Origin of the sequence: Burkholderia cepacia ATCC 25416 (genome assembly GCF_001411495.1) — a bacterium.
GTDB classification, from domain to species: Bacteria; Pseudomonadota; Gammaproteobacteria; order Burkholderiales; family Burkholderiaceae; genus Burkholderia; species Burkholderia cepacia.
The window spans coordinates 774,737-787,193 of sequence record NZ_CP012983.1 but is presented as its reverse complement, the minus strand read 5'-3'; the positions used below and the strand labels follow the sequence as shown (position 1 = coordinate 787,193).

The following is a 12,457-nucleotide window of genomic DNA, read 5'->3' as shown; positions in this document are numbered from 1 at the left end:
GGATCGCTCCTGAGTGAGATGTGCTCGCGTCGCGAGACGCCGCATCGAGTCCGATGCGGCGGATGGATCAGATCGCCGTAGGGGCGATTCTGCCGTCGACGATGTCCTTGCCGAATTGCATCGCCAGATCGAGGGCGAGCGCCGCCGTTTGCGGAGCGCCATGCTCGAAAATGGTCGAGTAACGCGGCGCCGTTGCCGAGGTCGACGGAATCGTGTCGATGCGTACGATTGAACCGAAACGTTTCGGACCGGGGGCGTGGGGATCGCCGAACGGCGGGAAAAGCATTTGTGAATAGACGCGGAGTTCACGGCCGCGATATTCGAGAGTGGGAATGGTCATGATGTGCTCCTGACAGAGCGACCGTTGGCGCCGAAGGATTCGAGGGCGCCGATGCCTTGACAACGAACCGGCAGGTCTCTGTAGTGTGCGCGTTCAAAACCGGTTGCGCAATAAAAATATCGGATACCGAATCATATTGTCGATTCAGGTTGATCATCTGGCGTCAGCGAGGTGCCGCAAAACCTGCGTCCAAATAGTCGATACCGTACAGACCCGCGCGTGTCGCTCGGTTCAACATGAAGTCAATACCGAGGAGGCCGCCATGTGCATCCCACTTTCACCCGAGGTTGTCGAGACCCTCAAATCGCTTGATCGGATTCCCGATTCACAAGCCGATATTCCACGCGTCATAGCCGATGAACTGTTGACTCACGGGCTTGCATACGAGTCGCGCACCGGCGGTTCGATCAACATGACCGCCGCAGGCCGGCTGTGGCTGAATCGGTGCGCCGATTAGCGCGCACGCGTCGACCGGGTTTTTCCTGTACAACGATCCATGGACCCATGAGGCAACGATGAAAATCCAATCTACACGATGGTTTACGCTGGACCAATATGCGCCTGTGCGCGACGGATGGTATGAGGTTCGACTGGTGAGCGGAGACACGGCGTTTGCGAAGTTCGGCGACGGCGAATGGACGGAAAAGCCGATGCTCACCTTTACGCGCTGGCGAGGCTTGTGTTCCGATCCGGCCAAGTCGAGCGACCAGGAGACGCTTGCAGCGGATGCGACCGCAGGTGCGACCGCGGCGAAAGGTGTCCGGGACGCGTGGGACACGTTCTTTCCCGGCGTGGGAGACGCGCAGCACAAGCCGCTTGCCGACGTGCACAGCGACCACCCTCGACGCATTGCGATATCTTGAAGGTCGGTCGGGAAGCGGGTAGCGCCGGATGTTGCCTGCACGCGCCGTCAACATCCGGTGAATTCGCGTCACGTTGCCCGATCGCGCGGTGCGATAGAACCGAACCGTTCGCGTGAGCATCCTACGGCCGCTTCCTGAGTTGCTCCTTCGCGTCACCGAATGACGCTTGCGTCTTTCCGATGACCTGTTCGACCTTGCCCTGCATCCTGGTCGATCGATTTCCCATGATTCTGCCGACCATTTCCTTCAGTTTGCCCTTCGCTTCCGCGATGCGGCCTCTCATCTGATCCCTGTTCATCATCTTGCTCCTTGACATGGATCGCATGTTTCACCGGTACGAAATCCTGAACCATCGAAGCGTCGTACTGGTGCTTCGGCGCGCGACAATCAGGATGCCGGAATACAGGTTGAGCGCGTTCGTGACGGAAGTCGGTACGATGCCGTACGTGAACCGGCACCGCCACGCGAGTAGGTGTATGCGGGCGGCTCCCGGGTCGATCGCTGCGAAGGGTGGTTGTCTGTTTTTACATGCTTGGTACGCTTTCGTACCGCATTCACGTTCGCCAGTGTGTAGCGTCGGGGATATCCACGAACTGCCTGAGGCGAATCATGCAGCGAAAAACACTTACATGAGGTACGCAGGGATCGCGTCTTGCTATCTGCGTCGTGGTGCAGGGATGCACGACGACCGGCACATCCGACGCGAGCGGCCGCCAGATCGACGAATGCCACATCACCGCCGCCGGCGTCGGCTCGCTCCTTGCGCGCTCTTGCGCGACCGCCAAGAGCCCGCGTGTCGCCTGGGTCAAGTCGCTGTAACGAGCATCGGAGGCAGCGCGGATTCGTATCCATCTGTCGTTTTCAATCTTGCGGAGGGCATATGCACATCCTCACGAGCGCAGGCCCACTGGTTTCGCTGATCGCCGGCATTCTGATTCTCGTCGTGCCGCGGCTGTTGAATTACATCGTTGCGATCTACCTGATCGTCATCGGGTTGCTCGGTTTGTTCGGAGGGCATCTCCACTGAACCGGGTCCCGTCACCCGAAAAAGCAGGTGACGAACTTCGCAGCTGGTACCCACGATCGTCGGCTCGTCGGTGTCGACAGGTCGATCCGTCGCGCGGTGCCGTGCGTCCGGTACGTCGCCGGACATACTCCACGCCCGCGTCCGCCTACCTTGATATCGAAAGAGTCGATGCACGTCCCGAACCGGGTGCATCGCGCACGAGCCCTGCATGAAGAAGCAGGACGACTTCCGTCCGGGTAACTCCGGCATTCGAGAGGCGACCCCGCGAATTTCGACGCGACCGGCGACGAACGGCGCGTGCGCGCGTCGACGTGGAATCGCTCGGGAGCGTTTCGACGGAAACATCGGTTCGATTGCATTCGGCGAGGCCAACGATGCGGACGCATCGCGGCATGACTGGCCGGATTGATTGAAGAGAGACGGCATGTCACTGGGACTACTTCTACTGATCGTTGCCGTGCTGCTGATGGTCGGGATGATCCCGACCTGGCGCTACAGCAACGGCTGGGGTTATGGTCCAAGCGGATTGCTGGGCTTGGTATTGGTCGTGTTACTCATACTGATGCGGCTGGGCAGGCTGTGACGCGGGACATCATCGACGCTGCAAGTTCATGGAAGGACTGTCGCCCGGCACCTTGAGTGTCGGGTGTGGCATCGCGCCAAACCGTTCAACCAGCCCACGCATCGCGTCACTACGCCCGTCCTGGGTCTCACGCATAACGACGCATCAGCGGCGCAGCTGAAATACCGTGCAGCACGATTGACACGGCGATGATGGCCAGTACCCACGGAACCATCGGCAACAGTTGCGCGCGCGGCTCTTGCTCGATGGCCAGCATCAGGTAATACAGGGAACCCACGCCGCGAATGCCGAACCAGCTGATCAGCCGGTGCTGGTGGTGCGACGCCCGGGAGCCGATCAGCGCAAGCTGGGTGGCGGCCGGCCGGATGACGAACAGCAGTGTCGCGACCACGGCCGCGCCCGCCCAGGTGAGCATGTCAGCCCAATACCGTGAGACGAGCGCGCCGATCAGCAGGATCAGGACGGCTTCGACGATGTGTTCAAGCTCGATTGTGAATCCCATGACCGATTCCGCGACGAAGGCATGGGCTTTGTCGGGATCGGTGGCGGTGGCTTCGACATCCTCGCTGTTCACGACGCCGACCGTCTCCTTCGACGTCTTCTGGCCGCTCGTTCGATGTTCGACGCGCCGCATCGCGACGCCCGCCGCGAACACGGCCAGGAACCCGTAGCCATGAATGGCGAGCGCCACACCGTACGACAGCATGATCAGGCCGAGCGCGAAGAACCCTTCGAGGCCGAGCGCCTGGCTGTGACGGCTGCGCAGGAATGCGACGAGCCGGGCCGTGACGAAGCCGAGCAGCCAGCCTGCGCCCGCACCGGACGCGATACCCCATGCAATGCCGCCGACCATGCTCCAGTGAAGCGCCGACGTCGTGCCGGAACCGCACAAAAGCATGCCGAGTACCGCGCACGGGTAGGCCGTGCCGTCGTTGATCCCACCTTCGGCGGACAACGAAAAACGTACCAGCTCGACGTCACCCGCGTCGCGCACGCCGACGTCATGAGCGAGCACGGGGTCGGTCGGCGCGATCATCGCGCCGAGAAGTACCGCGACACCGAGATTCAAATTCAGCACCAGCACGCCGAGCGCGGCGATCGACGCCACGGTGAAGATCATTGCGACGACGCCGAGCCGCAGCGGCAGCATCCAGCGGGGATCGGCGGGCGGGACACGCAGCCTCAGGCCGATCGCGAACAGCGAGATCAGCAAGCCGATTTCGGCAGCAATGCGCAAGTTCGTGACGTCGTCCGGCAATTTCAGCGACAGGAAGCCGGTGCCGGCCGGTCCGACCAGAAAGCCGATCCCGAGATACACCATGGCCGCACTCAGCGGCAGGCGCTTAAGCGACGATCCGATGAGTCCCATGAAAATCAGCAGGGCTCCGAAGATGAGGCATCCGATCGTTTCGGTCACTTTGCATACCTCGCATGGATCACGTTGTGCTCGCCGCGTGTCGGCCGCAGGTCGCCATGCGGCGTCGTGGAGGGTGGTGCGCGGCACGCACGGGACGGCTCGCGCCGGACGGGGCGCCGATGCCCCCCGCGCCCGTCGCACAGTATCGCGCCGGGCGCCTGCATTGCGGCCGTCGCTGCCGGGAAGTGCCCCGCGCGCATGCGATGTACGGTAGCGGGCAGAGCGGCGCAGTGCTTCGGCATAGACTGTCCGCCGTTCCTCACGACAACCGGAGCATTGCCATGGCCCACACAGCAATCGAGGAAGACCTCCGTTCACTCGAACGACTCATTGCACGCGTCGCCCCCGGTGAGCCTGCGCCATGGGCACTCTGGCGAATTAGGCTGGAATCGATTCTCGAACACGGCAGTCCGACGCCATCTGAACGCATGCATTTCGTCAGCATCATCGCCCTTATTCTCATGCTCGAGCGCCGAGCCGGCAAGCCCGCCACCGCTTGAGCATGGCGGGTGGCGGAATGGGCGGCGCTTCGCGCGTTCGGTTGGTTGTGGAAGGTCCCGGCGCCCGCCGTCCGCCACGCGCATGCCGGCAGTCACGGCCCGTGCGCGAACGAGAATGCGCCAGTGCCTCATACAGGAGAGCGGAGCGGATCACGTGGCGCATCGTGCCCGATGCCCAGTCGATGGTCGACGCGGTACTCGAAGCCGGTATGTGCCATGCCAGCTGCGGCCCGAACGGTTGATACGCGTACGGGCCGTCCACGGATCAGGCGAGCAGTTTCAGTGCGTGGTCGCAGACGTTCTCGACCGTGAAGCCGAAATCTCGCATCAGCTCGGCGCCCGGCGCCGACGCGCCGAAACCCGCGATGCCGAGTACGTCGCCACGATCGCCGACATAGCGGTGCCAGCCTTGTGACACACCCGCTTCGATCGCCAGCCGCGCGCCGACCGACTTCGGCAGCACGGCGTCCTGATATGGCTGGGGCTGAGCGTCGAATAATCTCCAACAGGGCAGCGACACCACCCGAACCGCTACGCCGCGCGCGAGCAATTCGACTTGTGCCGCCAGCGCGAGCGTGACTTCCGAGCCCGTCGCGATCAGGATCAGCGTGGGGTGGCCATCGGGGGCATCGGCCAAGACGTAGCCGCCACGCCGCAAGCCCTCGGCCGGCGCGAACCGGAGGCGATCGATGGTCGGCACGTCCTGGCGGGTCAGTACCAGCGCAGTCGGTCGCTCCCGCGCTTCGAGCGCCACACGCCACGCGACGGCGGTTTCATTGGCATCGGCCGGTCGAATCACCAGCAGGCCCGGGACCGCACGCAGTCCGGCAAGCTGCTCCATCGGCTGATGTGTCGCACCGTCCTCGCCGACGGCGAGACTGTCGTGCGTGAACACGTAGATCACCTGCAGACGCATCAATGCGGCGAGCCGGATCGGCGGACGCATGTAGTCGGAAAAGATCAGAAAGGTCGCGCCGAATGGCCGGATGCCGCCGTGGGCCGCCAAGCCGTTCAGGATCGCGCCCATCGCATGCTCGCGCACGCCGAAATGCAGATTGCGGCCGCTACGGCTCCAGCCGCCGCCGTCGGACCCTTGTCGGTCGAGCGCGTTCACGCCGGCGGCCTCGAAATCGCCGAGCCCGATTAGCGCGGTGAAGGTGGAGGGGTTTAGGTCGGCGGAGCCGCCGACCAGCGACGGGACGCGGGAGGCGAGGGCGTTCAACACCTTGCCGGATGCGACCCGCGTCGCCATGCCTTTCGGATCGGCCGGAAAGACCGGGATATCGCGGTCCCAACCGTCGGGCAGCTTGCCGTGCACAGTGTTCAGCAGCATCCGAGCCAGCTCGGGGAACGCGCGCGTATAGGCCTCGAACCGCGCGTTCCACTGCTCTTCCCGTACTCGCCCCTCCGCCAGCGCCCGGCGAAAATGCGCGAGCGCCGGTGGGGGAATATGAAACGCGGGATCGGGCGGCCAGCCGAGGTTGTGCTTGGTCAGGCGCACCTCGGCATCGCCGAGTGGCGATCCGTGAGCCTGGTACGTGTCTTGCCGGTTGGGCGAGCCATAGCCGAGATGCGTGCGCACGAGGATCAACGACGGACGTCGCTGCTCGGCGCGTGCGTTGACCAGCGCCGCATCGATGGCGGCCAGGTCGTTGCCGTCTTCGACCGTTTCGGTATGCCAGCCGTAGGCGTCGAACCGTTGTGCGCGATCTTCGGTGAAGGTGATCGCGGTGCCGGCGGACAGCGTGACGCGATTATCGTCGTACAGGCAGATCAGCTTGCCGAGCTGGAGATGGCCGGCAAGCGATGCCGCTTCCGCCGCGACGCCTTCCATCAGGTCGCCGTCGCTGACGAGTGCGTAGGTGCGGTGATCCACGATCTCGAAGCCGGGACGGTTGTAGCACGCGGCGAGCTGCGTTTCCGCCATCGCCATGCCGACGGCGTTGGCGAAACCCTGGCCGAGCGGGCCGGTCGTCGTCTCGACACCCGGAGTGAGGCCGCGCTCCGGATGGCCGGGCGTGAGGCTGCCCGATTGCCGGAAGCGGCCGATCTGATCGAGCGGCAGGTCGTAGCCGGTGAGGTGGAGCAGGCTGTACAACAGCATCGATCCATGTCCGGCCGACAGGATGAAGCGATCGCGATCGAACCATGCCGGATTGGCCGGGTGATGCTTGAGATGACGCATCCATAGCGCATAGGCCATCGGCGCGGCGCCGAGCGGCAGGCCTGGATGGCCGCTCGCCGCTTTCTGCACGGCATCGATCGACAGGAAGCGCAGCGTATTGATGCAGAGCGCATCGAGTGCCGCCCCTTGGATTGACGGGAAATCGGTTGAGGTCATGCAACTGCTCCTTGGCGTTCGGTCACGCAACATCCCAAACGGGATGGTGGTCGCGTTGACGGCCCGTCGTCCGCGTTATCGGTCTCGGGGCCAGTAGCCGTGCTTGCCGTAGAATTCGTGCAACTCGATTTCGTAGCTTCGATGCACGAGCTGCGAGTCGTCGTAGGGAGGGCTGCGGCGGATCGCGTCGCGCGTGAGCGTGGCCGACACCGTTTCCGTATGCCATTCCACCTGGTCAAGCCAGTGCGTCGCGATCAGGACTTCCTTGCCGGTCGACCACCAGCTCGACGTGTCGATCGCCAGATAGCGGATCACCCAGGCTTCATCGTCGTAAATGAAGTCGGACACGTGACCGATATGTCCGTCCGTGGCTTCGAGCCGATATCCGTCGACCTCGCCGGTGCTGCGCAAATGCGTATCCGCCGGCGCACTGGCCGGCGCGCCGTGCGAGAACAGCGGGTCGCCGGCATCGAGATCCTGCGACGGTCCGGCCGGATCGAAAGCCGGGTAAGCACCCATCCCCCAAAGGTTCGGGCCGCCCCAGTAAGTCGGGTAGTTGTAGTAACGCAGGTACTCGATCTCGTGCTGGCGCGATACCGGCTTGTGCGTGTCCAGATTCGGGCTGTCTCTCACCTGCTCTTGCGACAGACTGACATATAGCGTGCGGAATTCGGGATGTGTTACGGAATATGGCGAGATTAGAACCCGTCTGTCGTGCAGCCAGTCGCCCGTCTCGACGACGAGGTAGCGAATACACCAGTTGTCGTCGTCGAAGTAGGCCTGGTTAATGTGCCCGATATCGCCGTCCTTCGCTCGAACCGTGTCTCCGTGCAACCTTCGGATGCTTCGCAACATGATGTCCTCGTCAGAGCGATGCCCGGCACTTCGGTGATCCGGCTGACCTGCCTGCCGTGCAGTGGTATCCAGCCGTTCGCCCGCCGATGCGGAGCGATGCCTGCCAAGCGCGTCCCCTCGGGTGGCCGGCATGATTGAGACGCTACACGCGACGAATGCCCGATGCGGTACGAAACCGTACAATGCGCGCACGGGCGCGAACCGCCCCTCCCGGCATGTCGCGACACCTCCTCGCCAGCTTCGTCATCAGGATCACGAAGCAGTGAGGATCGCCACATCCACGTGCCGCCAGGTGTACCCGTCCGCCGGACTGGATTCGTACGTCAACGCAGCCGCAGCGGGATGAACAGCGAGACGCCGGGCGCCGGTGCCGGCTCGTAAACCATCGGAGGCGCGGCATAAGCGTCATCCTCGCCATCGTAATAGCCGTCGCCTCCATGCCGGTGATGGTCGTAGTAGCGACCGCCCTGATGCGTCATGCGCGCGTGATTGCCCTTGTCCCAGCCGTGATTCATTCTCTCCGCATGCAACTGCGGTGCAACGACAAGGCAGCCGAACGCAACGATCATGCCGACGAGCCGCGTGCCTGATCTCGGCGCCACCGTGTTTCGACGTGCGTGTCCGGCAGAAACGTCCATCATGTTCTCCCGTGTACGATCCGCAATCTGCCGGTCAGCGGCTGTCATCGACAGTCGGTATCGGCAGAAGGTCCGGAACTATTGCTCCTTGATCAGGTGGCGACCGTTGCCACGGAAAATCGCATTCGCGTTCTGCTTTTACGTATCGGACATCTTGTCGTAAAGCGGCTGAAACGCCGTGGTCAGCTTTTTGACGCCATCTGCGTGCACGTTGGTGACTTCGCCATAGGAATGAAGATCGCCCATCGCGCTCATGTCGTTCGCGTGATCGCTACGTGCCTTCCTGAGCGATTCCATCGCGTTCGCGTTGTCGCGCATCACCTGCGCCACCGGCTGCCACAGCGATTCCTGGCCAGGCGTGATGCCAAGCCGCTGGTGCAGGCTGTTGATGCGCCCGTCGATCGACCTTTGCGCCGCCACGGGCATGATGTGGGGCGGTGCTTGATCCGGTGCGGAGCCGCGGGCATTCGAGAGTGAGGGGAAGACGGCCGCGCCGAGGGCGACTGTCGCCGCCACGGAGAACTCGCCGGCAATCTGTCGGGGGAGAGCGAGAAGAGCGAGTGTCGTGGCGGATCCTGGTGAAAAATTGGGAAGAAGTCGACGTACCGCGACGCATCCGGTCGGCGGCGAATTTCGGCCCGGTAGCCCAGCTATACGCGGGATGCGCGGGCTCAGTCTGTCCGATGCCGGACGGTTTGCCGGTGTACGTGGCCGTTTCGCGATGTCCGGCGGATCACGCTCGCACCGGGCGGAATATTCCAATCGGGCCTATGCTGGCATCGTGACCGGAGGCGTTTCACGCTGGTGGGCCAGATGAATCCGGCCCGATCCGACCATCAACTCCACGGAGGCGGTTATGCGCAGCAGGTATCGAGAGCAGCATACGAACGGTGGCAAGAGCGAGCGCAATGTCGACGAGGCGGTGGAGGGGACGTTCCCCGCCAGCGATCCGCCGTCGATCGGTGGTGTCACGAGGATGATCTCCCGCCCGGCCCATCGAAAGCATCACCGGAAGTCGTTGCACATCAAGCACCGCTAGCGCAGGGGCAGCGCCCTGCGAGACTACGAAGGATCGAGTCGTCGCCGGTATTCGGCGATATCGATAAGCGTGGCGGAATCGGTCGGAGCGTCGGCGAGCCAATATTCCCGAGGTGCTCGGGTACGGAACCGTACCGACTTCCAATGCCGGTGCGCGCAGCGTTTCCTCGTGCGTCGAGTGCCGCTTTCGATGTCGAGGCCGTGTACGAGACGGATATTCCCGGAACTTGTCCAAGGAGGACATCATGAGGATGCTCCACACCCCCGACCGATCCGGGGATGACGGCAACGGGGGCAAGCTCGTCGAACGCGATGCTGGCGATGAACCCGGTCATATGGTGACGACCGCCGATGTCCTGAGGGGCAGCAAGATCATCGCGTCGGACGGTGAGGATATCGGCAACGTGTTCGACATCGTGCTCGATTTGCACCACGGCAAAATTGCCTACGCGGTAGCGTCCAGCGGCGGCATGGGCGAGATGCTTTGTGCCATTCCGTGGAGTGCGATGAAATACGATGTCGGTGACAAATGTTTCCACCTGGACGTGACCGCCGCGCATGTCAAAAGTACCCCTGGCTTCGACGACGAGCATTGGCCGGTGATGACGCAATCGCAGTGGGGATTGTCGCTTCACCAGTACTACAACCGGGCGCCGTACTGGGTCGTCGGATGAGGCGAGGTTGGCGGCAAGGTGTCGATCGGCCGCTTCCGGGCCTTCTCGGACATCGAGGGCAGTTGCGGGAAAGGCCGGCACGATGCGGCTCAGTAGCGGCTAGAGTCGCTTCAGATCGGGAAGCAGGCGGTCGAATTCGCGTTTGACCACCGCATAGCATTCGCACACGCGCTTTTCGAGCCCGGGTCGGTCCAGCACTTGGATATGGCCGTAGTTGTAGCGGATGAGGCCCGCGTCCTGCAGCTTCAAAGCAGCCTCCGTCACGCCCGACCGCCGCACGCCCAGCATGTTGGCGATCAGTTCCTGCGTCATGCGCAACTGGTTCGAAGGCAGGCGGTCGAGGCTGAGCAGCAGCCAGCGGCACAGCTGCTGATCGATCGAGTGATGACGGTTGCATACCGCGGTCTGCGCCATCTGCGTGATGAGCGCCTGCGTATAGCGCAACAACAGACGCTGCATCGAGTTGCCGCGCCGGAATTCTTCTTTCAGGACGCTCGCGTCGAGCCGGTAGGCCTGCCCAGCGCTTTGCACGACGGCGCGACTCGGCGTCGTTTCGCCGCCCATGAACAGCGACACGCCAATCATGCCCTCATGCCCGACGATCGCGATTTCCGCAGACGAGCCGTCCTCCATCACGTACAGCAGCGACACGATCGACGTGGTCGGAAAATAGACGTGATGAAGCTGGCCGCCCGACTCGTACAGCACCTTTCCCAACGGCATGTCGACGAGCGTCAGGTAAGCGGCGAGGTGAGCGCGTTCGTTTTCCGGCAGCGCGGCAAGCAGGTGATTTTCGGTGATGGGCGGGTTGTCCTGCATGCGTGGCTCCTGCGCTCGCGCTCGGGCGACGATGAAGAATCCAGCCATTAGGGGCGCAGTGGGAATCGGCGGGAGAGGCCAATCCTCACACTTTACCGATCCGACGACCGGACGGGATGGCGGCAGCAATATGCCCCTTTTCTCGATGAGTTCGGGAGACCGTTCGAGCGGGAATCCTGCATCAAAAATTATAGTGCCGGCACATGTCTCATCAAGGTGGGCGCAATCACGCGCACTCGATACGGAACCGATATTTCACGGAGCAGTTGACGGGAAATCGATCGCGGTCGGCAGGCCTGAGCGGTGTCGACCGCGGAAGGATGAGCCGCGATGAAGCGCGCGCGCGTCCGCTCCGTTTCCGGACAGGTGCCACACGAGCACGGTTACGCGCCGTTCAGGCGAGTCGAATTCAGATCCGCCGCCGCGTCCTCAGGGCGCCGCGTCTGCCGGCTCACGCTGAGCACTACAGTGTCTTCAGCTTCGAGATCTTCGTTCCTTCAAGCGTCACACCCGCCATCAACCCGCTGTTCGTCAGCACGAATGCTTCGATCGGCGCGGTCGCGGTGATGGTGTCGACATTGCCGTTCGCACCAACTTCAGGACTGCAACTGATGCGTCGCCGCCTGCCGACCAGCCTTCGCTGCTACGGAACCGATTAAGCGCGTCCTCGGTCATGAACAGGAAAATGATGGCTTTCGATTGTGCGCCGATCTGCAGCCCGATCGAGCCGGTCGTGGTGCTGTAGTACCCGACGGTGCTGCCGGCCACGCGCAGCGAGCCTTCACCGTACTGACCGCCGATCCAGAAGCCGGCCGCGATGACCGACGGGAACACCAGCACGCCACGCGCCTTGCCGACAAGTTCATGTAAGCCGTTGGCGCTGGAGTAAAGACGTGCGAGGGTCGAGTCGACACCCGCATCGATGGTGTGGCGTTTGTCGGTCTGGTGGCCGCTGGCGTCGGATGTTCCGGTCATCGTGCAACCTGAAACCGCGAGGGGAAACAGCCAGGATCGATCCCGGCGTACCCCATAGAAACGTTCGTCGTAGCATCATCGTCTCCTGATTGCTGCTCGAGCTTCCGAGGCTATGCCAGGACGGCCACGGATGCGGTACGACAGCGTACAAAAACGCGACATCCGCGTTGTCCCGCGTCGCGTTCGCGGCACGTGCATCGTGTGTGGGGTGAATGGCGGTCGATGCCGCGCAACCGGTACGTCTCTGCAAGCGTCCTTCACCGTACAGACACGCAATCTAGTTGACGGGACGATGTCCCCTGCAACCATCCGTTCGTTCGTGCGTGACTTGTTCACGCACATCGGCATGGTTCACGTCAGCGGTGAATGATTCCGTCATTCGTCTCC

General features: G+C 63.0%; 16 protein-coding genes and 1 pseudogene. 8 read left to right on the top strand and 9 right to left on the bottom strand.

Going from position 1 to position 12,457, the window contains the following annotated elements:
• Positions 1-67 precede the first annotated feature (67 nt).
• A complete protein-coding gene (locus tag APZ15_RS35715; RefSeq protein WP_006413577.1) occupies positions 68-340 on the bottom strand; it encodes a hypothetical protein in 273 nt (90 codons plus the stop codon).
• A 262-nt stretch (positions 341-602) separates the two neighbouring features.
• Here APZ15_RS35715 and APZ15_RS40400 point away from each other — a divergent pair, with 262 nt between their 5' ends.
• On the top strand, positions 603-797 hold the full coding sequence (locus tag APZ15_RS40400) for a hypothetical protein (RefSeq protein WP_034196223.1): 195 nt from the start codon (positions 603-605) through the stop codon (positions 795-797).
• A 58-nt stretch (positions 798-855) separates the two neighbouring features.
• A complete protein-coding gene (locus APZ15_RS35710) occupies positions 856-1,203 on the top strand; it encodes a hypothetical protein (RefSeq protein WP_027792670.1) in 348 nt (115 codons plus the stop codon).
• A 121-nt stretch (positions 1,204-1,324) separates the two neighbouring features.
• Here APZ15_RS35710 and APZ15_RS35705 read toward each other — a convergent pair whose 3' ends face one another.
• Positions 1,325-1,501 (bottom strand): CsbD family protein, encoded by a 177-nt coding sequence (locus tag APZ15_RS35705; RefSeq protein WP_027792671.1) that lies wholly within the window; start codon positions 1,499-1,501, stop codon positions 1,325-1,327.
• A gap of 582 nt (positions 1,502-2,083) precedes the next feature.
• Here APZ15_RS35705 and APZ15_RS40395 point away from each other — a divergent pair.
• From APZ15_RS40395 to APZ15_RS40390, 3 genes are all read left to right on the top strand, one after another.
• A complete protein-coding gene (locus tag APZ15_RS40395; protein ID WP_006413561.1) occupies positions 2,084-2,230 on the top strand; it encodes a DUF3096 domain-containing protein in 147 nt (48 codons plus the stop codon).
• Positions 2,231-2,438: 208 nt separating this feature from the next.
• Complete coding sequence (locus APZ15_RS41525) at positions 2,439-2,639, top strand: hypothetical protein (protein WP_006413579.1); 201 nt, start codon at positions 2,439-2,441, stop codon at positions 2,637-2,639.
• Between the two features lie 15 nt (positions 2,640-2,654).
• The gene (locus APZ15_RS40390) at positions 2,655-2,813 is read left to right on the top strand and encodes a DUF3309 family protein (RefSeq protein ID WP_006413600.1); all 159 of its coding nucleotides are present in this window, start codon (positions 2,655-2,657) and stop codon (positions 2,811-2,813) included.
• A 127-nt stretch (positions 2,814-2,940) separates the two neighbouring features.
• Here APZ15_RS40390 and APZ15_RS35700 read toward each other — a convergent pair whose 3' ends face one another.
• Positions 2,941-4,230: a cation:proton antiporter gene (locus APZ15_RS35700; RefSeq protein WP_027792672.1), complete on the bottom strand. Its 1,290-nt coding sequence runs from the start codon at positions 4,228-4,230 to the stop codon at positions 2,941-2,943.
• Between the two features lie 281 nt (positions 4,231-4,511).
• Here APZ15_RS35700 and APZ15_RS40385 point away from each other — a divergent pair, with 281 nt between their 5' ends.
• Positions 4,512-4,730, top strand: a complete 219-nt coding sequence (locus tag APZ15_RS40385; protein ID WP_079999368.1) for a hypothetical protein — start codon at positions 4,512-4,514, stop codon at positions 4,728-4,730.
• A gap of 265 nt (positions 4,731-4,995) precedes the next feature.
• Here APZ15_RS40385 and tkt read toward each other — a convergent pair whose 3' ends face one another.
• The 4 genes from tkt to APZ15_RS35680 form a co-directional block, all read right to left on the bottom strand.
• Complete coding sequence (gene tkt, locus APZ15_RS35695; protein WP_011548861.1) at positions 4,996-7,071, bottom strand: transketolase; 2,076 nt, start codon at positions 7,069-7,071, stop codon at positions 4,996-4,998.
• A gap of 75 nt (positions 7,072-7,146) precedes the next feature.
• On the bottom strand, positions 7,147-7,926 hold the full coding sequence (locus tag APZ15_RS35690; RefSeq protein WP_011694893.1) for a PRC-barrel domain-containing protein: 780 nt from the start codon (positions 7,924-7,926) through the stop codon (positions 7,147-7,149).
• Between the two features lie 323 nt (positions 7,927-8,249).
• Positions 8,250-8,612 (bottom strand): hypothetical protein, encoded by a 363-nt coding sequence (locus APZ15_RS35685; protein ID WP_226153368.1) that lies wholly within the window; start codon positions 8,610-8,612, stop codon positions 8,250-8,252.
• 90 nt (positions 8,613-8,702) lie between these two features.
• Complete coding sequence (locus APZ15_RS35680) at positions 8,703-9,080, bottom strand: Spy/CpxP family protein refolding chaperone (RefSeq protein WP_011548864.1); 378 nt, start codon at positions 9,078-9,080, stop codon at positions 8,703-8,705.
• A 340-nt stretch (positions 9,081-9,420) separates the two neighbouring features.
• On the opposite strand from APZ15_RS35680, the gene APZ15_RS42645 reads away from it, so the two are divergent.
• Both APZ15_RS42645 and APZ15_RS35670 read left to right on the top strand, forming a co-directional pair.
• Entirely contained in the window at positions 9,421-9,603 is a 183-nt protein-coding gene (locus APZ15_RS42645) for a hypothetical protein (RefSeq protein ID WP_011548865.1), read from the top strand.
• A 244-nt stretch (positions 9,604-9,847) separates the two neighbouring features.
• Positions 9,848-10,276: a PRC-barrel domain-containing protein gene (locus APZ15_RS35670; protein ID WP_027792673.1), complete on the top strand. Its 429-nt coding sequence runs from the start codon at positions 9,848-9,850 to the stop codon at positions 10,274-10,276.
• A gap of 99 nt (positions 10,277-10,375) precedes the next feature.
• On the opposite strand, the gene APZ15_RS35665 is transcribed toward APZ15_RS35670, so the two are convergent.
• Together APZ15_RS35665 and APZ15_RS35660 are read right to left on the bottom strand one after the other, a co-directional pair.
• Positions 10,376-11,095 carry a Crp/Fnr family transcriptional regulator gene (locus APZ15_RS35665; RefSeq protein ID WP_027792674.1) on the bottom strand — a complete coding sequence of 240 codons (720 nt, stop codon included), beginning with the start codon at positions 11,093-11,095 and terminating at the stop codon, positions 10,376-10,378.
• Positions 11,096-11,558: 463 nt separating this feature from the next.
• A pseudogene (locus APZ15_RS35660) lies at positions 11,559-12,146 on the bottom strand (BPSL1445 family SYLF domain-containing lipoprotein).
• Between the last annotated feature and the right edge of the window lie 311 nt (positions 12,147-12,457).